The organism is Exiguobacterium indicum HHS 31 (assembly GCF_001939065.1).
Lineage (GTDB): Bacteria > Bacillota > Bacilli > Exiguobacteriales > Exiguobacteriaceae > Exiguobacterium_A > Exiguobacterium_A indicum.
On the sequence record NZ_MPSZ01000001.1, the window covers coordinates 414892 to 439119 of the forward strand.

Consider the following 24228-nt stretch of genomic DNA (forward strand, 5'->3'; position numbering starts at 1 on the left):
TGACTTAATCGAACGTCGTAAACGTCGCATGTCGTTCGACCGGATACAGTTCCGTACCGGCGACAGCGTTCAAGATCAACTGGTTCCGCGAGACGGACATACCAAGATTATCCGCAGCCGGACCGTGTGATAATTCTAAATTAGCGGTTGCGTATAGATGGTGGGCTGTCTCGACCGAACGCACGATTTGGTAGTCGGCATCGACTTTCCAGGCATTCGGTGCTTCGAATACGATATCAAGTCGGTCGATGAAGCTCGGAAGGGATGGCGAAAAACCAGTTGCCGCAATGACGGCATCTGTTACGGACATACGTTCATCCTCAAGTTCTTGATGTTGCATCGCAATCGTGAACCGCTCATCGTACGTAATCTCTTTTACTTCAAGATTCGCGCGGATCGCGACCTGTCGTTGTTCCTCTTCCGTCAAATCATAGAGATGGGCGTAGATCGATTGCAGGGTCTCCGGACTGATACCGTTCTGAGAGCGGGCAAACTTCTTGACCGACTCTTGTCGTACTTCGAGTGGAAGTTGGTTGAAGTACGTGACGTAGCTCGGTGAAAAAATTTCTTCTCCGAGTTTGCCGGTCTCAAGTGTCTCAAACAGTGTCGAACGCGCAATCCACTCGAGTTCAGGACGCTCTGAAGCAGGCGTCGTCAAGAGATCAAGGAAAATCTCGGCGGCACTTTGACCGGAGCCGACGATGCTGATTTTGTTGCGCTGAAGTAAATTTGCCTTGTTCATAACATATTGCGTATTGTGGATGACGCGTTCGTCAAACGTATCCGGGATGGCGGGTTTTGAACCAGTGCCGATGACGACGTTTCGTGCTTCGAACGTTTCGCGTTTACCGGTCGAGACATCTTCGACGAGGACTTCAAAACTATCACCGGTGTCTTGCACGTCGATGACACGTGTCGAAAAGCGGAGATCTTCAAGTTGTGTTGCGACCCAACGTAAGTAATCGTTGTAACCTTGTCTTGAAATCAGAAGTTTTTCATAGAAGTAAAACGTGTGGAGACGGTGAATCGATCGTAAGTAATTGAGATAGGAAAACGAACTTGTCGGATCGGCGAGTGTGACGAGATCGGAGATGAAGCTCGTCTGCATCATCGAGTCCTGGATCATCATGCCGGGATGCCATGAAAATTGTTCGCTTTCGTCAAAAAATAACGTCTTTAAATCTGTCGGATGCGCAAGTGCGCTCAATCCTAAATTCATCGGACCAATGCCAATGCCGATTAAGTCATACATAGAAAAAGCCTCCCAATTCGATATTGTTCTAAAACAATACCCGAAAAGGAAGGCGGACGAAACGTCAGGCTGAAGCTTTACAGCTGGTCGGTCGTCGTTGTTTTGGTTTCGACCGTCATTGTTTTCCCATCACGGATGATCGTCAAGGAGAGCGGTCCATCTGATTTGATCAGTGCCGTTTTGATGTCAACGAATGCTTTGATTTCGGAGTCATTGATTTTCGTGATGACGTCACCTGTTTTCAGTTTAGCCGCAGCAGCTGGACTGTTCGGTTCGACTGACATGACGACGACACCTGTTTTTTGACTGTCTGGTAGTTTGACTTGATCTTTAAGATAACCGGCAGGGAACGCCGCAACGTCTTGTAAGGACACACCGAGCGTCGGATGCTCAACTTTACCGTTTGTTTCAAGCTGTTTGAGGATTGGTAATGCATCATCGATCGGGATACTGAAGCCGACGCCTTCAACACCAGACTCAGCGATTTTCATCGAGTTGATTCCGACGAGTTGTCCTTGTTCATTGATCAAGGCACCCCCTGAGTTACCAGGGTTGATTGCGGCATCCGTTTGAATGACTGTCGTATTGAAGTCGTCTTGTCCATCACTGTTCGTATCGACCGGTACGGTCCGGTCTTTCGAACTGACGATTCCGCGTGTGACGGAGTTTTGGAACTCACCGAGCGGGTTACCGATTGCAAGGACCGTTTGTCCGGCTTTTAAGTCCGCTGATTTCCCGAGTGTGATGACGCCCGGAACATCGCTTGCGTCAACTTCAAGCACAGCTAAGTCATAGGTTTCGTCGCTACCAAGCAACTTGGCTGAGAGCGTCTTGCCGTCATTCAACGTTACATCGAGTTTTGATGCCCCATCGACGACGTGATGGTTCGTAATGATGTATGCTTTACCGTCCTCTTTCTTATAGATGACACCGGACCCTGAACCAGCCGCTGCTTCTTGTTGCGACATCGAGTTGCCCGCTTGATAGTTCGTTACGGTCACGACAGATTTTTGAGCCGTAGCAACTGCGTTCGTCACCGGATCATTCGATGTCGTCGAGACTTGTTTTGGCATACCATTTGATAGTGGGGTATCAGCGACCTGCTGTTCTTGATCGAGTAGGATCGGAAAGGCAACCGTAGCCGTCAAGACCGCGCCGATGATGCCTCCAGTCAATCCAGGTAAAAGTGCTTTCGTTTTTCCAGCCATAAGTCATCATTCCTCTCTGTATGATTTCTGATTTCATCATAGCAAATGAAACAACCTCTTCACTGATTACGGGAGACATTCCGAAATGACTCATCATTCCCCATAATTCGACGACAATTTCTAAAAGTTGAGATAATCAGGTCAGTTCGATACACTGAAGCTGTCTCGAACATATATTTCATTAACAGAAAGAGAGTGTGGAACATAATGCTATTGCGTCTAGTCTATGGAGCAGGATTGTTGTTTGCGGGAGTTGGTCATTTCCGTAATGAAAAAGGATTCGTCAGCATCATGCCGTCGTTCATTCCGTTCAAGCGCTTTTTCGTTCAAGTGACAGGTGTCATCGAAATCGCTTACGGTGTCATGTTGTTGACAGGAAAAGGGGTGCACCTCGTTCGTAAGACTCTTCCTGCCTTCTTATATGCAGTCTTACCCGCAAACGTCAACATGGCAGTCAATCCGAAGCCGATTAATGGAAAACGTCTTCCGTCTTGGTTGCTTTGGACACGGTTGCCGCTCCAATGGGGACTCGTCTCTCTTGCGAAACGCCTGAAATGAATCGGAACAAAAAGCCGCCAAATTGGCGGCTTTTATTGTTAAAAACGTTTGTTGACAGCAAGTAAGGAAGCTTTTGCAATCTCTTCGTAGGTAGAATCGTTCGGGTGGAACTGGTCACTCGATAAATCACGTTTGACGTCACGCACGAGATTGAACGTGTCGATGATCTCGACATCGTACTCGATACCGAGCGTCCGTGATTTTGCGTTCCAATCTTGGACGATGGCATCGAATGCTTCACCGTTTTCCGTCGCGCGGAAAGGATTATAGAGCCCGACGTAGAAGATGACAGCATCCGGATTTTGTTCTCGTAGGATACTGAACGTCTTTTTCAAGTTCGCTTGTGCCGTCGTGACGGTTTCGGCTGTCTTCTTCGCATTGAAGTTTGCGACGCCTTCACCACGATTGAATAAGTCATTTCCGCCAATCGTCACCGAGATGACTTTTGCTTGTTTGATTGAGCGTAAGACTTCTTTTTGTTCTAGTTGTTTCAGTAAATCTTCCGTCCGGGCACCACTGACGGCAAGATTCTGGAAGCGCTCGACAGTGTTATCTTTGACAAGATCGCGTCCGACGATTGCAGCGTAACTATTGCCGTTTGATGCTCCGACACCACGTGTCAAGGAATCACCAAGCGCGACGTACGTCCCGCCTTTTTTGACAGGCTCTTCCTTCGTAGGTGTCAAGACGGCACGTTTTGGTGGGTTGACGACGTCACTATAGGCACTGACGAAGCCGTATCCAAAGATTGCCGTCAAAACGAGTGAGACGGTTAAAAACAGGGGCCAGCGTAATCGCTTCATGAACGTTCCTCCTTCTAGGTTCTAACCTGATTGTAGCAAAAGTTGAAAGAATGTGCGGAAATGAAGTGTTCTGACAAGTCAAATGATTCATTATTCCGCTAGAATAGACAATAAGAGGTGAGAGACGTGAAACCAACAGTGAAATTAGAAGGTGTAACAAAGGTGATCGGAAAAAAGACGATCATTGATAATATCTCGTTTGAGATCCAACCAGGTGAAGTTTTTGGCTTCCTTGGACCGAACGGGGCAGGAAAAACGACGACGATCCGGATGCTCGTCGGCTTGATCAAACCGACGTCCGGTAAAATCACGGTCTGTGACTTCGACGTCCGCAAACAGTTCGTCCAAGCGATGGAGCGGATTGGCTCGATCGTTGAAAATCCAGAGTTGTATAAGTATTTAACGGGTCGCGAAAATCTACAAGTCTTTGCCCGGATGTTACCGAATGTCGATGAGGCTCGGATTCAGGAAGTCATCGATCTCGTCGATTTGACGGCGCGTGTTGATGATCAAGTCCGGACATACTCGCTCGGGATGCGGCAGCGTCTCGGCATCGCACAAGCATTACTCGGACGACCAAGCGTCTTGATTCTCGACGAACCGACGAATGGTCTCGATCCGATGGGGATTCGGGATTTACGTCAATTCATCCGCCGGCTCGTCGAGGAAACGGGACTGTCGGTCCTCGTCTCGAGTCATATCTTGGCTGAGATTGAAATGCTTGCCGATCGAGTTGCAATCATGAGTTATGGCAAAATCGTTCAAGTCGGAACGGTCAAGGAACTGGTCGAGTCGCTCGCACCAGGCGTTGACTGGCGTGTCGATGATGCCTTTAAGGCGAATGAGATTTTATCAGCATCCGATTTAGTCCAAGTGTCCGAAGTCGTCGATGCGAATACGGTTCATACTTTGATGGATGCAAGCAAGACACCAGCGCTCAATAAGCAGCTGCTCGAAGCAGGGGTCGAAGTCTGGACGATTGAACGGAAGGTCCAAACGCTCGAAGATCTATTCATCACGTTAACGGGAGGCGATCACATTGCGTAATCCGAACATGATCGGTCTCGTACGAAATGAAGTGACGAAAATTGCTTCGAAACGTCGTTTTGCCGTCGTTGCGATCATTCTCGTCGTTCTTGTCTCGATGTTTACGTACGCACAGTACCGAGACATCCAAGAACAAATCAAAAAGCAGGGAACGCTCGATTGGCGGGTTGAGTTACAACAAGACATCGTCGACACGCAGAACCGTCTTGCTTCTAGCAGTATTCAAGATGAGTTCCGTCAGTTCCTTGAGTTTGACCTCAAACAAAATCAATACTATCTCGATAACGACATCAACCCGAACTATCCGGGAGCCCCGACGTTCATCCGGATCTTCTTCTCGCAAGGATTGACGCTGATCTTACCGCTGTTCATCATCGTCATCATGGCGGATATCGTCAGTGGGGAGCAAAATGATGGAACGATCAAGACGCTCCTGTCGCGACCAGTCCGGCGCTGGAAGATCCTGATGGCGAAATGGTTGACGGTGTTGCTCTATACGTCGATGTTGATGGCATTGACCGTCGCCGTCTGTTACGCGATATCCGGGATCGTCCTCGGCTATGACGGCTGGACCGCACCGATCTTGACCGGTTTCCAAGCCTCACCGAGCGGTACGTTCTCGACCGAGTTCGTGCATACGTTACCGATGTGGGAGTACCTCTTGATGGCAGTCGGTCTAGCGTGGATCGTCACAGCCGTTGTCGGAACGATCGCCTTGATGGTCTCTGTTCTCGTCAAAAACACAGCGACAGGGATCGGGATCATGATGGCAGTCTTGATTTCCGGTACGTTACTGACGACACTCGGTTCAAGTTGGACGAGCTCGAAATATCTCGTCAACGTCAATTTCGGACTGATCAACTATCTCGATGGACAAGCACCACCAATCGAAGGAATGACGCTTCCGTTCTCACTTGCTGTCCTCGGTTGTTGGACGGTCGCGGCGCTAATCGTTGCGTTTTGGAACTTCACACAAAAAGATATGTATTAAGACGAACGGGTCCACCTATAGAGGGGGACCCGTTTTTCATGGATGAAGCGACAAACGATCGTATGTCTCGATTATTTTTTGATACTGAAGTTGTGTCGATAACGAAGCATCTACTATCAGAATCGGGGAAATCGACTGGTCCATCTGATACTGGTGTTCTGCGAACGTACCGATCATCGATGGATCCGTCGCCGTGTGATACGTCCGGCACCAGTCAAGGAATTCATTGGAGCCTGTAAAATCTGGGTATCGTGCTTTTTCGCGCGCGATGAGACGTTCCATCCGAACCGATTCGTCGAGCGACAGGAAGACAAGCAAGTCCCGATTGATGAAACCATCCGGATGCCAAGCGAAGACAGAGCCGGAGACGATGTAATCGTTGTAAGACATAAGATCTGCTTCATACATGGAAAATCGCTCGGAGACGTCTCGCTTTTCAGTGAACGTCGTATCTGTCCAAAGATAATGGTCGGTATCAATCCAGGGAATCTGTTCAGCTTGCCCGATGAAGGCGCCCAGTGTACTTTTTCCGGTACCTGATCCACCAATGATTTGAATACGCACGACAATCGGCTCCTTTCGAAATAATGTATCGGCACGCAGAACAGGCCCGGGCATGATGCCGGACCTGTCGCTTGGAAGAACGAATTCTCCCTATGTCGCCTCGTGCAAGCACAAGACATGGAATCGAGAGGCAGTGCCTCTAATAGGAAGCCGATGCAGGTCAGCCTCCGCGCTACGTACCAATCGTACTTTTATCATACTGATTCCAAGAATTGGTGTCAAACCTGCTCGAAAGGGTTTACAAACCATTCAAACCGTCAAAAGAGAGAATAACGATGATTAGAGGAGGAACGACCATGGCAGATTGGGGCATCATGCTGACAGGCGTCGTCATTTGTGGGTGGTGCATCTTTAGTGCCATTTATGACGATTTCATCCGTCGCGTATAAGACGAGCAAGTGGAAGCCGTCCAGAATGGGCGGTTTTTTCATTGATTTTTTTAATCCGAGTAAGTGGCTGTGGTACACTCGAATCAGAATGAAAAGATAGAGAATGGGTGAAGAAAAATGAAGAAACAACCAGTCATCGTCATCGTCGGACCGACGGCAGTCGGAAAAACGAAGACGGGCATTGAACTAGCCAAACGATTAAACGGAGAAGTCTTATCGGGAGACTCCGTCCAAGTCTATCAAGGCATGGATATCGGATCAGCAAAAGTGACGACCGAAGAGATGGAAGGGGTGCCGCATCATCTGCTTGATCTTGTGACACCGGATGATGAGATGAGTGTAGCGCGTTTTCAGACGGTTGCCCGAGCGACGATCGATGAGATCGCAAGTCGGGGTAAGTTACCGATCATCGTCGGTGGAACAGGGCTTTATATCCGTTCGATTTTATATGATTACCAGTTCACTGAGCAGGCGGAAGATCCAGCCTTACGGGCTGAACTCGAAGCGTACGCGGCGACGCACGGTGCGAATGCATTGCATGACCAGTTGAAGGAACTTGATCCGGTGCGCGCCGAAGCGATTCATCCGAATAATATCCAGCGGGTCGTTCGGGCGATCGAGGTCGCACGGACCGGTCAGACACAAACGACCGGTAGTAAGCCGGCACTTTATGAGAGTCTACTGTTCGTCCTACACATGGAAGACCGGGATCGCTTGTATGACCGGATCGATCAACGAGTAGATATGATGGTCGAAAGTGGGCTTCTTGAAGAAGTGGCGCGTCTGGATGCTGCCGGGTATCGACACACGAAGGCGCTACAAGCGATTGGTTATAAAGAGATGTTACCGGTCCTTGACGGGGCACCACTCGATCCTGCCGTCGATATGCTGAAACGGAACACGCGACGCTTCGCGAAACGTCAATTGACGTGGTTCCGTCACCAATTTGATGGCTTTTGGGTGGATATGGGAAAGTTTTCATTTGAAGAAACGTTCAAAATTATCTATGATAGAACTGTAGAGTTTCTGAAAGCGGTTAAATAAGAGTTGCCCGAAGACAGAAACAGATAAAAAGAGGGGGCACGGGGAATCATGAAAGCGACATACAACATTCAGGACGTCTTTTTAAATCAATTACGGAAAGATGCAGTCCCGACAACGGTTTTCTTAATCAGCGGGTATCAATTACGGGGGCTGATCAAGTCATTCGATAACTTCACGGTCATTTTGGAGTCGGAAGGCAAACAGCAGTTGATCTACAAGCACGCAATCTCGACGTTCGCACCAGCGCGCAACGTGACGTTATATGAGCAAGAAGAGACACAAGAAGTCTCTCGCTAAGTAAAAAAGACGACCGGGGGGTCGTCTTTTTTTGTTGACTTCATTATTTATACGCTGGCTGAGCAAGCGTACGAAGAACGTCGACAGGATATCGTTCTAAGTCAAGGATATCAAATCCGATAAATCCGGTATGATCGGATTCAGCGAAGTAGAACGTAACTCCTTGGAGGTGAGACGAACTTTTCGGAATCGTGTTTCGCAATCGGAGCGAGAAACGATCTGTATGTTCTGCGTATAAGAATGCTTGTGAATGGACGGCGCGGATCACGTTCGCTTCTTCATTGAAACATTCAATCCCGACGATGCGTCCCTCTTGATCAACGTCTACGTTGAGGAATTCATTTTCTTCTAGCTCGTCCGTTTCTTCAATCGCGGGAGTAAATGTTTCTGGGAAGAGATATAGATATCCCATTTCTGCTTCTTGATCATAAGTCATTCGAATCGTCATCTATGTCACATCCAAGTCTAATGATTTTTTTACAACAACGGTGTCAGTTCCTCGACCGCCTCTTCATAACGTCGGAGCGAGACATCCTTATAGAGGCATGTCTTCTGCAGACGTTCTTCCTTCGTCATCTCGTCCTGATACGTTTTTAAGATGAAACTGTTGCGTAACATCGACGGTGTCAAGACCCGTTTATTATCGGACCGTTCATTCAACTGACGCATCATCTTCGTGATCATGACGATCGACAGTTGCTTCGGTGCATTTTTGCTGTAAACCCAGCGGAACGTCATCCGAGCAAAGTCGAAGGCGACGAAAAAGGGGTCGGTGCTGTGATAACGGGGACGGACCGGTTCCGGAATCGTCTTCAAGTAACGCAACATGATGTCTTGATCTTCCCGCTCGAGATGGAGCAGGTAACGGTTACCAAGGCGATCGTGGACAGTCATCTCTTGCTGGGCGAAATTAAGGTCATGCATCTTCAAACCAATGATGTGATGAACACGTAGACCGTAGCGATAAAACAATCGAAGGATCAGTTCGTTTCGATCGATTAAAAACGGACGTGCCTTCAATTGATGTTCCGTCAAGCCGCGATCGGATTGATTCGTCCGGACCAATTGTTCATATTCCTTGAAGGAAGCGACGTGTTTTGCCGTCAATTCGTGCGTCGGTTGTGCGTATTCAATCAGCTTCGCCTTCGTTTGTCGAATCTGATAATTGACTTGATTGATGACGGTGACGATCCGGGCAACCGTTGCTTGCTGGTAGAGTTTCTCTTCGATCAAGTATTCATTGATGAACGTCTTCCACGTCTCGATCGAAATCGCCTTGAAATCGTCGATCGTCTCGAGTGGTTGGTCGACATCGGTCATGTAGCGATGGACTTCGATTAAATCATAGCGATAGCGGCGGACGGTCGAAAGTTGCCGTCCACTTGTCGTTAGATAAAACAAATAGCGTTCAATGAACTCTGGAAGCGTATACGACTGTTCGCGTGCCATGGTTTTCCTCCCCTTATCGTAATCTTTCTTCCATCATAAACCGAACGGATGTTTCCTGTCCAAAAAAGTTCAGACGAACCGGTGCCTGTGGTATGATAAAGGGCGCAGTACGTCTTTACTCGTGAAAGGAATGATATTATGTCAGAACGCGTCATCGTCGTTGGTTGCCAGCTCCCCGGTGTCCCGGACCATGTCTATGAAGAATCGGTCGCGGAGCTCGAAGCACTCGTCACGACTGCGCATGGTGTCGTCGTCGGTCGTCTGGATCAAAAACGACAAGCGATTGATCGCCGTACGTTCATCGGAAAAGGAAAGGTTGAAGAACTCGTTGCTTTAGCAGACGAACTTGAACCTGATTTAATCATATTCAATGCCGAGGTCACGCCCGGTCAGATGAAGAATATCCGGATCGCCTTGTCGGACCCGGAAGCCATCAAATTGATTGACCGGACGCAGTTGATCCTCGATATCTTCGCTGGCCGAGCCCAGTCACGCGAAGGGAAATTGCAGGTCGAACTGGCACAGATGAGTTATCTCTTACCACGTCTTGCCGGGCAGGGAACACAACTGTCACGTCTTGGTGGCGGAATCGGGACGCGTGGACCAGGTGAATCGAAACTCGAGACGGACCGCCGTCATATCCGGCGTCGGGTCGATGAGATCTCGAAACAACTCGAGACATCCGTCGCGCACCGTGCCCGTTACCGGGAACGTCGCAAAGAGAACCAAACATTCCAAATCGCGCTCGTCGGTTATACGAATGCCGGCAAATCAACGATCTTCAACCGGTTGACACAAGCCGACACATACGAGAAGGATGAGTTGTTCGCGACGCTTGATCCGTTGACACGTCAAGTCGATTTGCCGGAAGGTGGTCAAATCCTCCTGACGGATACGGTCGGTTTCATTCAAGATCTCCCGACGAAGTTGATCGCGGCGTTCCGTTCGACACTCGAGGAAGTGCTGGAAGCCGACTTGATCCTCCATGTCGTTGATGCGTCGAGTGAGCATTACTTGAATCAGATGCAGACGACGAACGATGTCCTCGATGAACTCGGTGCCGGTGACATTCCGCAACTGGAAGTCTACAACAAGAAGGATCAATTGAACCGCTTGTTCACAGGTGGAAAACTGCTGATTTCTGCGCTTGACCCGCAGGATATCGAGCGCTTGATCGAAGAGATCGAACGTTCGATCAGCGAAATCCTCGAGTATCTCGAGATTCGTATTCCAGTTGACGGATTTGCCCATTACAATCCGGCGAAGGAAGTCATGATGAATTTGAAGGAATCGTTCGAAGAAGATGGTTCCGTCATTCTAAAAGGTTACTTGCGTAAAGATACGCGTCTATACGCGACATTGAAACAATACGAGGTGTAAACATGTTTTCAGAATTAACCCATTACGAAACGCTCCGTCCGCTCATTGACCGGGCGGAGGAACAAATCGCCCCGTACGTTAAGAAAGCGCAAGAGGTCGCGGAATACAATCAATTCCGTGTCCTCGATGCGTTCCGACGTCACAAGGTCAGTGATTTTCACTTCATGCCGTCAACAGGTTACGGCTACAACGATGAAGGACGCGATACGCTCGAACGGATCTATGCCGATGTCTTCGGTGCGGAAGCCGGTCTTTGTCGTCCGCAAATCATCAGCGGAACCCATGCGATCGGTATCGCGTTGTTCGGTTTGTTATTGCCAGGAGACGAATTGCTTTATATCACAGGAAAACCATACGACACGCTTGAAGAGATCGTCGGAATTCGTGGTGACGGACGCGGTTCATTAAAGGAACTGGGCGTCCAGTATGATGTCGTCGAGATGAAAAACGCCGAGACGATCGACGTACCGGCCGTTCTCGAACGGATCACACCGCAGACGAAGGTCGTCGGGATTCAGCGTTCAAAAGGCTATGCGACGCGACGTAGTCTGCCGGTCAACGAGATCGGAGAAGCGATCGCTGCCATCAAAGCCGTTCATCCGCATGTACTGATCTTCGTCGATAACTGCTATGGTGAATTCGTCGAGACGATCGAACCGACGCACGTCGGGGCAGACTTGATGGCAGGATCGTTGATTAAGAATCCGGGTGGTGGTCTTGCGAAGACCGGCGGTTATCTCGTCGGTCGAACGGACTTGATCGAACGGGCATCGTTCCGGATGACGACGCCAGGGATTGGCGCCGAAGCCGGTCCATCGTTATCCGCACTTCCGGATATGTACCAAGGTTTCTATATGGCACCACATACGGTTAGCCAAGCGTTGATGGGTGCGATGTTCACGTCGAGCATGCTCGGTCAGTTCGGCTTTGACACGGCACCGCACCATACGGCAGAACGGACGGATTTGATTCAATCGGTTTCGTTCCATGCGCCGGAGCCGATGATTGCCTTCTGTCAGGCGATTCAAGCCGCTTCACCCGTCAATGCACATGCGTTACCGATTCCGGATTATATGCCGGGCTATGCGGACGATGTCATCATGGCAGCAGGAACATTCGTACAAGGATCATCGATTGAGTTATCAGCGGATGGTCCGATCCGTGCGCCCTATACCGCATACGTCCAAGGTGGTTTGACGTATAGCCACGTCAAGATTGCCATTATCTCAGCCGTCAATCACTTGATGGAAAAACAATTAATTCCAGAAAAAAACGTTTAATACTAGAATATCTCGTGAAAAGACCTCTGAACGACTTCATGTAAAGTGATTAAAAAAGTTGTGTTAACTTTTCTTACATCGCTTGACAAGTTGCCTGACAGAGGTTTATTCTCATGGAGTAAGGAAAAAGGAGGAACCACATGGCAGACTCATCACGCCAGTCCAAGCCACTATTTCCCATCGGAGTCGTTCAAGAGTTGACCGCGTTATCTGCCCGCCAGATCCGATACTACGAAGAACAAGGACTGATCAAACCGGAGCGGACAGAGACGAAGCGACGCCTCTATTCGTTCAACGATGTCGATCGTCTGTTGTCGATCAAGGAATACCTGGATCAGGGACTGAATATCGCAGGGATCAAATTGATTTTTGAAAACGATCTCGTCAAACGCGAACGCGTTGCGGAGAGCGTCGTCGAGACGCGCCCGGAACTATCTGACGGCGAATTGTATAAACTCCTGAAAAATGAATTGAAGGAAGCAGGACGACATGGAAAGACGTCGCTCATCCAAGGTGAGCTCGGGCGTTTCTTCAAGTAAGGACCTGTAACCATATAAAAACGAATCGGAGAGGGGATTTGTCACATGACACGTCGCAACATTACACGAGAAGACATTTTGAAAATCGCTAAAGCTGAGGATGTACGCTTCATTCGCTTACAGTTCACAGATATCCTCGGAACGATCAAGAACGTTGAGATTCCAGTAAGCCAATTGGAAAAAGCACTTGATAACAAAATGATGTTCGATGGTTCATCGATCGAAGGATTCGTCCGGATCGAAGAATCAGATATGTATCTCTTCCCAGACTTGAACACATGGGTCGTCTTCCCATGGACAGAAGATGGAACAGGGAAAGTTGCACGTTTAATCTGTGACATCCACAATCCGGATGGCACGCCGTTCGCAGGAGACCCACGTGGTCAGCTCAAACGGGTACTTAAAGAGATGGAAGAGCTCGGTTTCTCATCATTCAACGTTGGACCAGAGCCAGAATTCTTCCTCTTCAAGAAAGATGAAAAAGGTCGTCCGACACTTGAATTGAACGACCAAGGTGGATACTTCGACCTCGCACCAGTCGACCTCGGTGAAAACTGCCGTAAAGAGATCGTCATCGAGCTCGAGAACATGGGCTTTGAAATCGAAGCATCACACCACGAAGTCGCTCCAGGTCAGCACGAAATCGACTTCAAATATGCGGATGCGATCACGACAGCGGATAACATCCAAACGTTCAAACTCGTCGTCAAGACGATTGCTGCGAAGCACAACTTGCACGCGACATTCATGCCAAAACCACTCTTCGGTGTCAACGGATCAGGCATGCACGCGAACATGTCGCTCTTCAAAGGCAACGAGAACGTCTTCTTCGATGAAGGCAACGAAGACATGCAATTGTCGGATGATGCACGTGCCTTCACGGCAGGTATCCTCAAACACGCTCGTGCGTTCACAGCGGTTTGTAACCCGACAGTCAACTCATACAAACGTCTTGTTCCTGGCTACGAAGCACCTTGCTACGTCGCATGGTCAGCACGTAACCGTTCACCACTCGTCCGTGTTCCTGCAGCACGTGGACTCTCGACTCGTATCGAAGTTCGTTCAGTCGACCCAGCAGCGAACCCGTACCTTGCGCTTGCGACATTGCTCGCTTCAGGTCTTGATGGAATCAAGAACAACTTGAAAGCACCGGCTCCAATCGACCGCAACATCTACGTCATGGACAAACCGGAACGCGTTGCAAACGGAATTGATGATCTTCCATCAACACTCAGCCACGCACTCGAAGTCTTGAAAGCGGATGACGTCGTCATGCACGCTCTCGGCGATCACATCGCAGAGCACTTCGTTGAATTGAAAGAAATCGAATGGGATATGTTCCGGACGCAAGTCACGGAATGGGAACGCGATCAGTACATGGTCTTGTTCTAATCCAACTCAAGCACTTTCGGACTTCTGTCCGGAAGTGCTTTTTTCATAGCGCCGACAGGGATTGAGTCAAGGATGTGGAAAGATACAAGAGTACAAAGAAAGGGAGACGATACATCATGAAAAAAGGATATGAAGGCAAAGAAATCACGGTCTATTTTGATTCGGAAGTCTGCATTCACTCTGGTCATTGTGTACAAAGTCTACCAACTGTCTTTGATGTCAAGCGGCGTCCGTGGATTGAAGCGGATGGGGCACCAGTGGACGATGTCATGCGGGTCGTCGACGGTTGTCCGAGCGGCGCCTTATCTTACGAACGGAGGGAAGCAAATGGAGCTGAAACGAGCGGAACGTAAAATCGAAGCCCATCAGGAAGGTGAAGTGATTGGGGAAATCACGTACAGCGATACGAACAACGGCATGTGGATCATCGATCATACGTATGTCGATCCTGCGCACCGCAATCAACAGATCGGAGAACAACTCGTTGCCGAGATCGTCAACTGGGCCCGAGAAGCAAACGTCAAACTGTTACCGTTATGTCCGTTTGCGAAAAAAGAGTTTGAACATCAATCGGATTATCAGGACGTACAAGCAAATACGTGAACACAAAAATCTCCTCTAGTCTCTTAAGACCAGAGGAGATTTTTCGGGTCATTGTTTATGATCCCTAACTTTCATTTTGCGAGAAACCATCAGCGTGCCGAAATAGGCGATGACGTACAACACAATCAATCCTTGTTTTAGCAGATAAGGTAGATCCATTTGACTCGCGATTATAAAAATGACGCACAGCAATATCAAATAGGGTATGAACTGCTTATTTGGCATATCAGGACCTCCTTCACTATCCATTTATTTCTATTTATAAGGATAACACAAGAGATGCATCGAAATAGGCTAAAGATGAATGACTTGCTTATAGATACAATCGTAGAAACGCCATCGTGATAACACCAGTCACGACCGTCCAGGATAAACTTTTACTGAAAATCGCGACCGCCATGGTCGGGAGGGCGGCGAAGACATGAAGCATCGAAACCGTCGGAAACGCCTCATCTTGAGCGATGAGAAGATTTTGAAAGAAAAGGGCACCGAGCAGGCAGACCGGAATGAACGAGAGCCATTCTGTTACGAGACGCGGTAACGTTAGCCCGTGAAGGACGAGAAACGGTAAGACGCGTGGAATCCAAGTGACGAGTCCACAAGCTAAAAAAAGAGCAATTAATTCCGGGCGGATTTCCATCGTGTGATCACGACTCCTATACTTGCACCACCGAGCGTCGCGCAAAGAACGGCGACTTCTGGAGAAAAGTAGCGCATGGTTATGTAAAGCAAAAGTAAGACAATCAATAACAGGCAGCTATTCAAGGCAATACGGGAACGTTCCCCTTCAAACTGTAAGTATAATAAGCCGATGAACATCGCTGTCAGGGCAAAATCGAGACCGAAGCGCTCGGGATCAGGGAACCAGCTGCCGACAAGAGCGCCGAGAACGGTTGCGACGATCCAACTGAAGTAAGCAGTCAGATTCAAGCCATGCATGAAGGACGGGGAGAGCTTCTCTTTTTGGGCAGTGTTCATCGCGACAGCGAACGACTCATCCGTCAGTAGCGTTCCGGTACCGAGACGGTCGCGAAGATGCCGTGTCTCAACATGTGGCGCAAGCGTCAGACTCATTAACAAGTGCCTGAGATTGACGATGAACGTCGTCAGAATGATGGCAGAAGCAGGACTATTTAATAGTAAGAGACTCGTGATGATGAACTGAGCGGCACCGGCATAGATGAAGACGGACATGAATCCGACTTCAAGAGGGGATAAGCCGGAGGCACGACCGACGATCCCAGCTGAAAAACCGATGCCGATATATCCGAGGACAGTGGGTAGACAGGCACGGACACCTGCTTGAAAGGCTGATGACATTCGATTCCTCCTCTTTTTTAAGAGCATAGCATTCATGCGGAATGTCGTCACCAACTGGTCAATATTTTCATCATTTTTTTCGACATATTCGACTTGATTTGGTGGTAAAGACTAAGTGGTACGGCAAAAATCAGTTAGGTAAAGGAGCGTTTTTCATGCACAAATTAATGAAAGATTCAAACCGGTTCGTTTCAGACATGGTCGACGGACTCGTACTAGCTCACCCTGATTTGTATAAAAAGGTCGAAGGGGTCAATGTCGTCGCGCGGAAAGTACCGCTTGATGGAAAAGTCGGACTCGTTTCTGGTGGAGGAAGTGGTCATGAACCAGCGCACGCTGGATTCGTGGGTGACGGTATGCTTGCTGCGGCTGTTTGCGGGGAAGTCTTCACGTCACCGACACCGGATATGGTGCTCGAAGGTATCAAGGCAGCCCATGGTGGAAAAGGTGTCCTCCTTGTCGTCAAGAACTACTCCGGTGATGTCATGAACTTCGATATGGCGAAGGAACTTGCTGAACTCGAGGACATCGAAGTCGACACGGTCGTTGTCAATGATGACATCGCGATCAAAAAGGAAGAGGATCGTCGTGGTGTCGCGGGAACGGTCTTCGTCCATAAGATTGCCGGAGCTGCAGCTGCAGAAGGGAAATCACTGAGTGAAGTCAAAGCAGTTGCGGAAAAAGTCATCCAGGGCGTTCGTTCGATCGGAATGGCACTCTCACCATGTTACATGCCAGAGAGTGGCAAACCAGGCTTTGAGTTGCATGATGACGAGATGGAGATCGGAATCGGGATCCATGGTGAAAAAGGACTTGAACGAAAAGCGGTCGCTTCCGTGGATGCGATCGTTAAAGAGTTGCTCGATCGTCTGACGAAAGAGGTACCAGACAAAAAAGTCGCCGTCATGGTGAATGGGATGGGTGGAACACCAGAATCCGAACTGTATATCACGTATAAATACGTCGCGGAAGAACTTCAGGCGCATGGGTACGAGATTGCCCGTTCGTTCGTTGGAAACTATATGACGTCGCTCGAGATGCACGGATTCTCAATCACGCTCTTACCAGTGGATGATGAACTGCTTGGTTATCTCGATGCAGAAACGAAAGCGATTGGATTCTAATTCAGATAAACGGGGTGTACAAAGATGAAGTTGACGACGGAACAGTTACGAAGCGCGCTCATCAAAGCAGCGGAACAGATTGAACAGCACAAGGATGAATTGACGGACCTTGACCGGGAAATCGGTGACGGGGACCACGGGATCAATATGTCACGTGGCTTCCAAGCAGTCCAAAAGACGTTAGAAGAACACGGCGAGTATGAGGACTTAGGAGCTTTATCGAAAGAGGTCGGGATGACGCTGATCAAGACGGTCGGTGGAGCATCCGGTCCTTTGTACGGCACGGCATTCGTTAAGTTCGCTGGTGCGTTCAAAGGGAAAACAGAAGTCGAAGGTGCAGAACTCGCGGATGCTTTCCATGAAGCGACGGAAGGCATCAAATCGCGTGGGAAATCGGAATTCGGTCAAAAAACGATGGTCGATATTTGGACACCGTTCCAAGAGGCGCTCTCGCAAGAAGGGGATTTGAAAGCGGCAATCGATCAAGCGCTTGCTGATACGAAAGCGCGTATCGCAACGAAAGGGCGTGCGTCTTATTTCGGTGAAGCGACGGAAGGCGTCCAGGACCCAGGTAGTCTATCAAGTGCGTTGTTACTTGGCGAAATCGCGGAGGTGCTTCATGGTTAATCTTGTACTCGTTTCCCATAGTGAAAAGCTTGCGACTGGACTAAAGGAACTGTTGGCAGAGATGGCACCGGATACGCCAGTCTTAATAGCAGCAGGTCTTGAGGACGGTAGCATTGGAACGGACGCGACGCGAATCGAAGAAACACTAAATACACTGGACGATGATGGAGTCGTTTTAACGGATATCGGTTCTGCGACGATGAACACGGAACTGGCCCTTGAACTATATAGTGGCGAACGGACGGTTCGGTTTATCGACGCACCACTCGTCGAAGGTGCGTTTTTAGCGGCAGTCTTAAGTGGTCAGTCGAAATCCGTTGATGAGATTGAAGACGGATTGAAAAAAGAGTTTAGCAAATAAGGATCAAATCCCCCTTGCTTCAATGCAATGGGGATTCTTTCATATCTGAATGAAATGGTGGTATGAAAATTGTAATCATAATGCATGTACATAAATAGGACAGTAAAAGAATGTAAACCATGAGGTGAGTTCTTGAGTTATACGTTAAGGAAAGCAGACACTGAAATCAAAAAGCAGACATTCATCCACTTATTATTACTGGCTGATGAATCCATCGATAAGATTTATGAATACTTACCTAACGGTGACCTGTATTATCTCGAAGATTCATCTGGGCATGTAGTAGGTGTTATTGTTATGACCAAAATTAATCAAGATACAATGGAGATAAAAAACGTTGCCATCAAAAAAGAACACCAGGGTCAAGGGTTAGGAAAGAGGATCATCTCATTAACGCTCGAACAATATAAGGAACAAGAGTATCATCATTTCATCGTAGGAACGGCTAATTCGAGTATTGATAATTTAGCTTTCTACCAAAAGCTTGGTTTCCGGCTATACGACATAAAAAAAGATTTTTTTCGGTCGTATCCAGAGGAAATCTGGGAGAACGGAATACAGGCAATCGACATGATCATGCTAGAGAAAAATGAGTGATCCACATTATATGTTGAGGGGAATACGTGGGACCTCTTCTATGCGAATGAGTAGCACAAAGAATTATGATGTATGTGCTGCGGTGGTACATTCTAGTCTGAGTCTGGTGTTAGAAGAATGATTATATTGTAGTTTCTATAAGACAGTGAAAACCCGGTCCCTCTGCAAAAGGGACCGGGTCAATTGTTTTATTTTGATGGTTTGAAGACCATTGTCGCTTCCACCGCTTTTTGCCATCCAGCATAGCGTTGCTCACGATCGTCTTCTTTCATCTCTGGTTTGAACTGGTGATCCAGCTTCCATTGTTGTTTGATTTCCGCTTTATCTTTCCAGTAACCAACAGCTAATCCAGCAAGGTAAGCTGCACCGAGTGCTGTCGTTTCGTTAATTTGCGGACGATCGACAGGAACGCCGAGAATGTCCGATTGGAACTGCATCAAGAAGTTGTTGGCTACAGCACCACCGTCGACACGGAGTGTCTTCAGTTCGATCCCAGAATCTTGTTCCATCGCTGTTAACACGTCGCGTGTTTGGTAAGCGAGTGATTCAAGCGTTGCCCGAACGAAATGCTCTTTATCTGTTCCGCGTGTTAACCCGAAGATTGCGCCACGAACATCTGAATCCCAGTACGGCGCACCGAGACCAACGAAGGCAGGAACGACATAAACACCGTCTGTTGAGTCAACTTTCGTTGCGTAACCTTCTGAATCTTTCGCATTTTTCAGCATCCGGAGTCCATCACGGAGCCACTGGATCGCAGAACCGGCGACGAAAATCGAACCTTCCAGCGCATATTCCACTTTTCCATCGACGCCCCAAGCGATCGTCGTCAAGAGTCCATGATCAGAAGAAACAGCTTTCTCACCTGTGTTCATGAGCATGAAGCAACCTGTTCCGTATGTGTTTTTCCCTTCACCTGCTTCGAAGCACGTTTGACCGAAGAGTGCTGCTTGTTGGTCACCCGCAATACCAGCGATTGGCACTTCGTAACCGAAGAAGTGATACGGTACCGTTTTGTCGTAGACTTCACTCGACTGACGAACCTCTGGCAACATCGAAGCAGGAACACCGAGGATATCGAGTAACTCTTCATCCCATTTTTGTTCGTAGATGTTATACATCAATGTTCGTGAAGCGTTCGTGTAGTCCGTGATGTGCGTTTTTCCCCCAGACAGTTTCCAAACGAGCCACGTATCGATCGTACCGAAGAGCAATTCACCGTTCTCTGCTTGCTCACGCGCACCTTCGACATTATCGAGGATCCATTTGACTTTCGTTCCAGAGAAGTAGGCATCAATCAGAAGTCCTGTTTTATCGCGGAACTTCTGGTTCAAACCTTGTTCTTTTAAATCGTCACAGATACCAGACGTTTGACGCGATTGCCAAACGAGTGCGTGATAGACCGGTTTACCTGTTTCTTTGTTCCAGACGACCGTCGTTTCGCGTTGGTTCGTAATGCCGATTCCGGCGATTTGCTCAGGTTTGATATCTGCTGTTCCGAGTGCTTCGGCCATGACGGCAAGAATCGAACCCCAGATTTCGTTTGCATCATGCTCGACCCAGCCTGGTTGTGGGAAGTATTGCTTGAATTCCCGTTGTGCCGAGTTGACGATTTTCCCATCGTGATCGAAGATGATCGCACGTGAGCTTGTCGTACCTTGGTCGAGTGCTAGGATATACTTGTTTTCCATTTCGAAATCCCCCTTGAGCGGTATGTGTTAGTGAGACGTGATCTTAGTAGATCAATTGATAGATGAACACGGCAATCGCTCCACCGATGATTGGACCAACGACAGGAATCCATGAATAGCCCCAGTCAGATGAACCTTTATTCGGAATCGGTAGGATAGCGTGCGCGATACGCGGTCCAAGGTCACGAGCCGGGTTGATGGCATACCCTGTTGTACCACCGAGCGATAGACCGATGACGACGACGAGTAAACCGACGATGAGTGGTTTTAAGCCGTCTCCGAACGTCGTTAAACCAAGTGCCAAGATACCGAAGACGAGAACGAATGTCCCGATGATCTCAGAAATCAAGTTCGACGGCGTATGACGAATCGCTGGACCTGTTGCGAACACACCGAGTTTTGCGGCTTGATCATCAGTCGCTTCAAAATGTTTCATGTAATGAAGCCAAACGAGAATGGCGCCGATGAAAGCTCCGACAAGTTGTCCGGCAATGTAGATCGGAACGTCTGCCCACGGTAGGTCAGAGTTCAAAGCAAGTGCAATCGTCAATGCGGGGTTCAAGTGTGCTCCGCTTTCAGCAGCGACGAATGCTGCTGTCATGACGGCAAGACCCCAAGCGAACGTGATGACGATCCATCCGCTGTTTTCCGATTTCGTCTTTTTCAAGACGACACCGGCGACGACTCCATCCCCGAGCAGGATGAGGATCATCGTACCGATCATTTCTAGTACAAAGTTATTCATGCAAAAACCCTCCCTTTGGATTAAAGCAGATAATGGCCTTTCTACTTTAAATTACTCCGATTTGAGAACGTTTTCAATACATATAATTGAAATATAGGAATGGAAATTTTTTATTTTGATGTTTAAAGATACGAAAAAGTGGATAAGAAAACACCTCTTCCTGCCTGCAAGCAAGCAAAAGAGGTGTTACCGACGACGTTTTTTTCTTTTTTTAGGTCGAAACCAACTGCTGGAATAATCTAGTAGGATATGAATCGTACTCGCCACCATGATGCCAACGATGAATGCAGGCAAGGAAGCAAACCACGAATCAATCGTAGCAGAATCAAGAACCTGAAAATATAGACTTATAAATAGTAGGGGAATCAGAATCGCAGCACTATAAAGAAGCCGAATGATGTCTCCGATGATCAGTCCATGCGACCAGATCGATCGGTGAGGCATGATCTTGACATACGGCATCCAAAGAACTCGAAATGGTCCAAAGCGATAATACGGTTCTGACTTTAAATCGAGGTCGGGTGACAACCAAAGGGTACCGACAGCGATACCGATGGCAGTCGGTAACCAATCGGTTTGTTGCGTTGCGACCGAATACGCAACGTAACCCGTCAGTGCGACGGTATTGACGGTATCATGTACATTTCCTGATGGCATGAAAAAAGACCAGTCGTAACTGGTCCCTCCGTCAATGAATCGTCCGATACACGCCGATTACCTTACCAAGAATGGAGACATTATCGAAATACATCGGATTCATCGAGTCATTTTCTGGTTGTAGACGTACCTGTTGATCTTCTAAGAAGAACCGTTTCACCGTCGCTTCGCTATCTTCGGTCATAGCTACGACGATTTCTCCGTTTTCTGCTGTGTTTTGTTGGCGCACGATGACACGATCGCCGTCAAGAATACCTGCGTTAATCATCGATTCACCATCGATCGTCAACATGAAGACCGTCTCGTTCCCTACATAATGTGCAGGGAGTGGGAACTGTTCTTCGATGTTTTCAATCGCTGTAATCGGAAGACCTGCTGTGACTTTCCCGATGACGGGAACATGGACGATGGCTTCCGTGATTTCTTCAGGCTTATCAAGCAATATCTCAATCGCACGTGGTTTCGTCGGGTCACGGCGAATCATTCCCCGTTTCTCGAGTCGATCCAAATGACCGTGTACCGTCGAGCTAGACGCGAGTCCGACTGCTTCTCCGATTTCACGAACTGATGGTGGATACCCCTTCAGTTTCACTTCAGAGACGATGTAGTCGAGAATCTCTTGTTGGCGCTTAGACATTTTCCGCATACGAATTGCCACCTCTTTCTGGATTGAAGTTTGAAATGTAAGAATATATGTTTCTAGATTCACTATAACATAGAACAAATGAGCGTACAAACAATTGTTCGACATTTTGTGTTGACCGAACACGGGTTCTGTGTTTATTATGAGTTATGCGAACAATTGTTCCGCGAACATTTATTCTAACTCATTCATTTCATATTTGGAGGGATTCATGATGATTCATACGATTCGTACTCATGCTTTTTCAATTCTCTTCTATGCATTAAGTATTGCCTTCGTGATCTTTTTACTCACACCGCGCCCGGATGAAAAAGTGGCGCAACTAATGACTGCTTCCGTTACGGTCGATGAGAATGCTACAGTTGAACAAATCGCTGAAGTCTACAATGACGGTTCGATGTCAGATGAAGAATACGTCAACTGGTTGATTAAAAATAATGATGTCGAGACAAAACACGTCATCTCAAAAAGCAAAATCGTTGTACCAATCGCACAACAATGACAAAATGGAAAAGTTGTGAAAGAACGAACAGGGATGTGAGGTACGATGAAGGTCGTGATTTATTGTCGGGTGTCGACCGAAAAAGAAGCACAAGATAGTTCGATTGAACGCCAACGGATGGAACTTTCGAAGGTCGCGTCTCAAAAGGGTTTTGATGTCGTGGATGTCGTCTCTGAAAAAGAGAGTGGATATGACGTCGATCGGGAAGGGATGCTGACGGTTCTTGATCATGTGACACGTGATGCGGTAGATGCGGTCCTCGTAACGGATGACACACGGATTGGTCGAGGGAATGCGAAAATCGCTATTTTGCACACGTTTAAGAAGCACGGTGTTCGGTTGATGACACTTGATTCCGATGGAGAATACCAACTTGCTGATGCAGAAGCGATGGTCCTTGAGATCGTCTCACTCGTGGAAGAATATCAACGTAAACTGCATAATGCAAAAATCGCGCGCGGCATGCGGCGCGCGGTCGAACAAGGCTTTCGCCCGGAACGAAATCTGAATCGCCAAGGAGAGAACGCCGGGCGTAGCCGAAAGGACGTACCGATCGAAGAAATCGTACGTCTCCGTGAACTCGGACTGACGTTTTCAGATATCGCCATTACGCTTCGCGGGATGGGACATGATATTTCAAAGGCAACGGTCAATCGTCGATACCTTGAATACCGCGAATTGACGCCTAGCCCGGAATGAGAAGCAAGTAACCCGTCGACTGACGCGGTTAACTTGCTTTTTTTAGTAAGCTCTTTTACAGTAAGAATACAATTGAACTACTCAAGTTTGAGTCGTACAGAAAGAGGGATTCCATGTTATCACAAGAACAATTAGATCGAATCAACGCATTAGCGAATAAATCAAAAGTCGAGCCGTTATCAGAAGCAGAAGCGGCAGAGCAAAAAGAGTTACGTGCAGCGTATCTCGCAGCATTCCGTGGATCGTTCAAAAACCAACTCATGGGCATGAAGATTGTTGATGAAGAAGGTACGGACGTAACACCAGAGAAATTAAAACAAGCACAAGAAGAAGAACGGAATAAACAATAATCGTTTGTTTCTTCTATAGAAGAAAGAGGTTCGCGTTAAGCGGACCTCTTTTTTGTTTAGCGCTGTTAGATGAGGAAACATTGCACGATAGCAATACATCTTAATAACGATCTTTC

At 48.0% G+C, this 24228-nt stretch carries 30 protein-coding genes; 18 read left to right on the plus strand and 12 right to left on the minus strand.

Annotation, left to right across the window (positions count from 1 at the left end; translation table 11 throughout):
• Nucleotides 1-4: 4 nt before the first annotated feature.
• Both N179_RS02090 and N179_RS02095 read right to left on the minus strand, forming a co-directional pair.
• Nucleotides 5-1252 carry a lysine N(6)-hydroxylase/L-ornithine N(5)-oxygenase family protein gene (locus tag N179_RS02090; RefSeq protein WP_058265188.1) on the minus strand — a complete coding sequence of 416 codons (1248 nt, stop codon included), beginning with the start codon at nt 1250-1252 and terminating at the stop codon, nt 5-7.
• 77 nt (nt 1253-1329) lie between these two features.
• Nucleotides 1330-2460: a S1C family serine protease gene (locus N179_RS02095; RefSeq protein WP_075642068.1), complete on the minus strand. Its 1131-nt coding sequence runs from the start codon at nt 2458-2460 to the stop codon at nt 1330-1332.
• A 207-nt stretch (nt 2461-2667) separates the two neighbouring features.
• On the opposite strand from N179_RS02095, the gene N179_RS02100 reads away from it, so the two are divergent.
• Nucleotides 2668-3018, plus strand: a complete 351-nt coding sequence (locus tag N179_RS02100; RefSeq protein WP_029341233.1) for a DoxX family protein — start codon at nt 2668-2670, stop codon at nt 3016-3018.
• Between the two features lie 38 nt (nt 3019-3056).
• Here the strand turns inward: N179_RS02100 and N179_RS02105 are convergent, their stop codons facing one another.
• A complete protein-coding gene (locus tag N179_RS02105) occupies nt 3057-3821 on the minus strand; it encodes an SGNH/GDSL hydrolase family protein (protein WP_023467747.1) in 765 nt (254 codons plus the stop codon).
• Nucleotides 3822-3947: 126 nt separating this feature from the next.
• On the opposite strand from N179_RS02105, the gene N179_RS02110 reads away from it, so the two are divergent.
• Together N179_RS02110 and N179_RS02115 are read left to right on the plus strand one after the other, a co-directional pair.
• Complete coding sequence (locus N179_RS02110) at nt 3948-4868, plus strand: ABC transporter ATP-binding protein (RefSeq protein ID WP_023467748.1); 921 nt, start codon at nt 3948-3950, stop codon at nt 4866-4868.
• The gene (locus N179_RS02115) at nt 4861-5859 is read left to right on the plus strand and encodes an ABC transporter permease (protein ID WP_023467749.1); all 999 of its coding nucleotides are present in this window, start codon (nt 4861-4863) and stop codon (nt 5857-5859) included. The genes N179_RS02110 and N179_RS02115 overlap by 8 nt, the downstream gene beginning before the upstream one ends.
• A gap of 36 nt (nt 5860-5895) precedes the next feature.
• Here N179_RS02115 and N179_RS02120 read toward each other — a convergent pair whose 3' ends face one another.
• Nucleotides 5896-6423 carry a P-loop NTPase family protein gene (locus N179_RS02120; RefSeq protein ID WP_023467750.1) on the minus strand — a complete coding sequence of 176 codons (528 nt, stop codon included), beginning with the start codon at nt 6421-6423 and terminating at the stop codon, nt 5896-5898.
• Between the two features lie 506 nt (nt 6424-6929).
• Here N179_RS02120 and miaA point away from each other — a divergent pair.
• Entirely contained in the window at nt 6930-7856 is a 927-nt protein-coding gene (gene miaA / locus N179_RS02125) for a tRNA (adenosine(37)-N6)-dimethylallyltransferase MiaA (RefSeq protein ID WP_058713283.1), read from the plus strand.
• 48 nt (nt 7857-7904) lie between these two features.
• Entirely contained in the window at nt 7905-8153 is a 249-nt protein-coding gene (hfq, locus tag N179_RS02130; protein ID WP_023467753.1) for an RNA chaperone Hfq, read from the plus strand.
• Nucleotides 8154-8196: 43 nt separating this feature from the next.
• Here hfq and N179_RS02135 read toward each other — a convergent pair whose 3' ends face one another.
• Nucleotides 8197-8601, minus strand: coding sequence for a DUF2283 domain-containing protein (locus N179_RS02135; protein WP_023467754.1), 405 nt, complete (start codon nt 8599-8601; stop codon nt 8197-8199).
• A 29-nt stretch (nt 8602-8630) separates the two neighbouring features.
• Nucleotides 8631-9602, minus strand: a complete 972-nt coding sequence (locus N179_RS02140; RefSeq protein ID WP_023467755.1) for a tyrosine-type recombinase/integrase — start codon at nt 9600-9602, stop codon at nt 8631-8633.
• Nucleotides 9603-9740: 138 nt separating this feature from the next.
• Between N179_RS02140 and hflX the strand changes: the two genes are divergently transcribed.
• From hflX to N179_RS02170, 6 genes are all read left to right on the plus strand, one after another.
• On the plus strand, nt 9741-10982 hold the full coding sequence (gene hflX / locus N179_RS02145; RefSeq protein WP_034785946.1) for a GTPase HflX: 1242 nt from the start codon (nt 9741-9743) through the stop codon (nt 10980-10982).
• Between the two features lie 2 nt (nt 10983-10984).
• Complete coding sequence (locus N179_RS02150) at nt 10985-12262, plus strand: methionine gamma-lyase family protein (protein WP_075642069.1); 1278 nt, start codon at nt 10985-10987, stop codon at nt 12260-12262.
• Between the two features lie 140 nt (nt 12263-12402).
• A complete protein-coding gene (locus N179_RS02155) occupies nt 12403-12801 on the plus strand; it encodes a MerR family transcriptional regulator (protein ID WP_023467758.1) in 399 nt (132 codons plus the stop codon).
• Nucleotides 12802-12846: 45 nt separating this feature from the next.
• Complete coding sequence (gene glnA / locus N179_RS02160; RefSeq protein WP_023467759.1) at nt 12847-14193, plus strand: type I glutamate--ammonia ligase; 1347 nt, start codon at nt 12847-12849, stop codon at nt 14191-14193.
• 116 nt (nt 14194-14309) lie between these two features.
• Complete coding sequence (locus N179_RS02165; RefSeq protein WP_035398132.1) at nt 14310-14546, plus strand: (4Fe-4S)-binding protein; 237 nt, start codon at nt 14310-14312, stop codon at nt 14544-14546.
• On the plus strand, nt 14521-14796 hold the full coding sequence (locus tag N179_RS02170) for a GNAT family N-acetyltransferase (RefSeq protein WP_035398130.1): 276 nt from the start codon (nt 14521-14523) through the stop codon (nt 14794-14796). The genes N179_RS02165 and N179_RS02170 overlap by 26 nt, the downstream gene beginning before the upstream one ends.
• Before the next feature lie 313 nt (nt 14797-15109).
• Here the strand turns inward: N179_RS02170 and N179_RS02175 are convergent, their stop codons facing one another.
• Together N179_RS02175 and N179_RS02180 are read right to left on the minus strand one after the other, a co-directional pair.
• The gene (locus N179_RS02175) at nt 15110-15436 is read right to left on the minus strand and encodes an AzlD domain-containing protein (RefSeq protein ID WP_075642070.1); all 327 of its coding nucleotides are present in this window, start codon (nt 15434-15436) and stop codon (nt 15110-15112) included.
• The gene (locus N179_RS02180; RefSeq protein ID WP_075642071.1) at nt 15415-16116 is read right to left on the minus strand and encodes an AzlC family ABC transporter permease; all 702 of its coding nucleotides are present in this window, start codon (nt 16114-16116) and stop codon (nt 15415-15417) included. Before N179_RS02180 ends, N179_RS02175 begins: the two co-directional genes overlap by 22 nt.
• Nucleotides 16117-16271: 155 nt before the next feature.
• Here N179_RS02180 and dhaK point away from each other — a divergent pair, with 155 nt between their 5' ends.
• The 4 genes from dhaK to N179_RS02200 all read left to right on the plus strand — a co-directional run bounded on the left by dhaK (nt 16272) and on the right by N179_RS02200 (nt 18825).
• Nucleotides 16272-17240: a dihydroxyacetone kinase subunit DhaK gene (dhaK, locus tag N179_RS02185; protein WP_023467763.1), complete on the plus strand. Its 969-nt coding sequence runs from the start codon at nt 16272-16274 to the stop codon at nt 17238-17240.
• Between the two features lie 24 nt (nt 17241-17264).
• On the plus strand, nt 17265-17867 hold the full coding sequence (dhaL, locus tag N179_RS02190) for a dihydroxyacetone kinase subunit DhaL (protein WP_029341247.1): 603 nt from the start codon (nt 17265-17267) through the stop codon (nt 17865-17867).
• The gene (gene dhaM / locus N179_RS02195; RefSeq protein WP_023467765.1) at nt 17860-18228 is read left to right on the plus strand and encodes a dihydroxyacetone kinase phosphoryl donor subunit DhaM; all 369 of its coding nucleotides are present in this window, start codon (nt 17860-17862) and stop codon (nt 18226-18228) included. Before dhaL ends, dhaM begins: the two co-directional genes overlap by 8 nt.
• Nucleotides 18229-18360: 132 nt before the next feature.
• Nucleotides 18361-18825: a GNAT family N-acetyltransferase gene (locus N179_RS02200; protein ID WP_052017176.1), complete on the plus strand. Its 465-nt coding sequence runs from the start codon at nt 18361-18363 to the stop codon at nt 18823-18825.
• A gap of 188 nt (nt 18826-19013) precedes the next feature.
• On the opposite strand, the gene glpK is transcribed toward N179_RS02200, so the two are convergent.
• The 4 genes from glpK to lexA form a co-directional block, all read right to left on the minus strand.
• Nucleotides 19014-20516 carry a glycerol kinase GlpK gene (gene glpK / locus N179_RS02205; RefSeq protein WP_023467767.1) on the minus strand — a complete coding sequence of 501 codons (1503 nt, stop codon included), beginning with the start codon at nt 20514-20516 and terminating at the stop codon, nt 19014-19016.
• 43 nt (nt 20517-20559) lie between these two features.
• Nucleotides 20560-21261, minus strand: coding sequence for an MIP/aquaporin family protein (locus tag N179_RS02210; RefSeq protein WP_023467768.1), 702 nt, complete (start codon nt 21259-21261; stop codon nt 20560-20562).
• A gap of 186 nt (nt 21262-21447) precedes the next feature.
• Nucleotides 21448-21918, minus strand: coding sequence for a metal-binding protein (locus N179_RS02215; protein WP_023467769.1), 471 nt, complete (start codon nt 21916-21918; stop codon nt 21448-21450).
• A gap of 31 nt (nt 21919-21949) precedes the next feature.
• Nucleotides 21950-22564, minus strand: coding sequence for a transcriptional repressor LexA (gene lexA / locus N179_RS02220; protein ID WP_075642072.1), 615 nt, complete (start codon nt 22562-22564; stop codon nt 21950-21952).
• Between the two features lie 211 nt (nt 22565-22775).
• Between lexA and yneA the strand changes: the two genes are divergently transcribed.
• The 3 genes from yneA to N179_RS02235 all read left to right on the plus strand — a co-directional run bounded on the left by yneA (nt 22776) and on the right by N179_RS02235 (nt 24112).
• Nucleotides 22776-23063: a cell division suppressor protein YneA gene (yneA, locus tag N179_RS02225; protein WP_023467771.1), complete on the plus strand. Its 288-nt coding sequence runs from the start codon at nt 22776-22778 to the stop codon at nt 23061-23063.
• A gap of 45 nt (nt 23064-23108) precedes the next feature.
• A complete protein-coding gene (locus N179_RS02230; RefSeq protein WP_029341251.1) occupies nt 23109-23762 on the plus strand; it encodes a YneB family resolvase-like protein in 654 nt (217 codons plus the stop codon).
• Nucleotides 23763-23875: 113 nt separating this feature from the next.
• Nucleotides 23876-24112, plus strand: a complete 237-nt coding sequence (locus N179_RS02235) for a DUF896 domain-containing protein (RefSeq protein WP_023467773.1) — start codon at nt 23876-23878, stop codon at nt 24110-24112.
• Nucleotides 24113-24228: the final 116 nt, after the last annotated feature.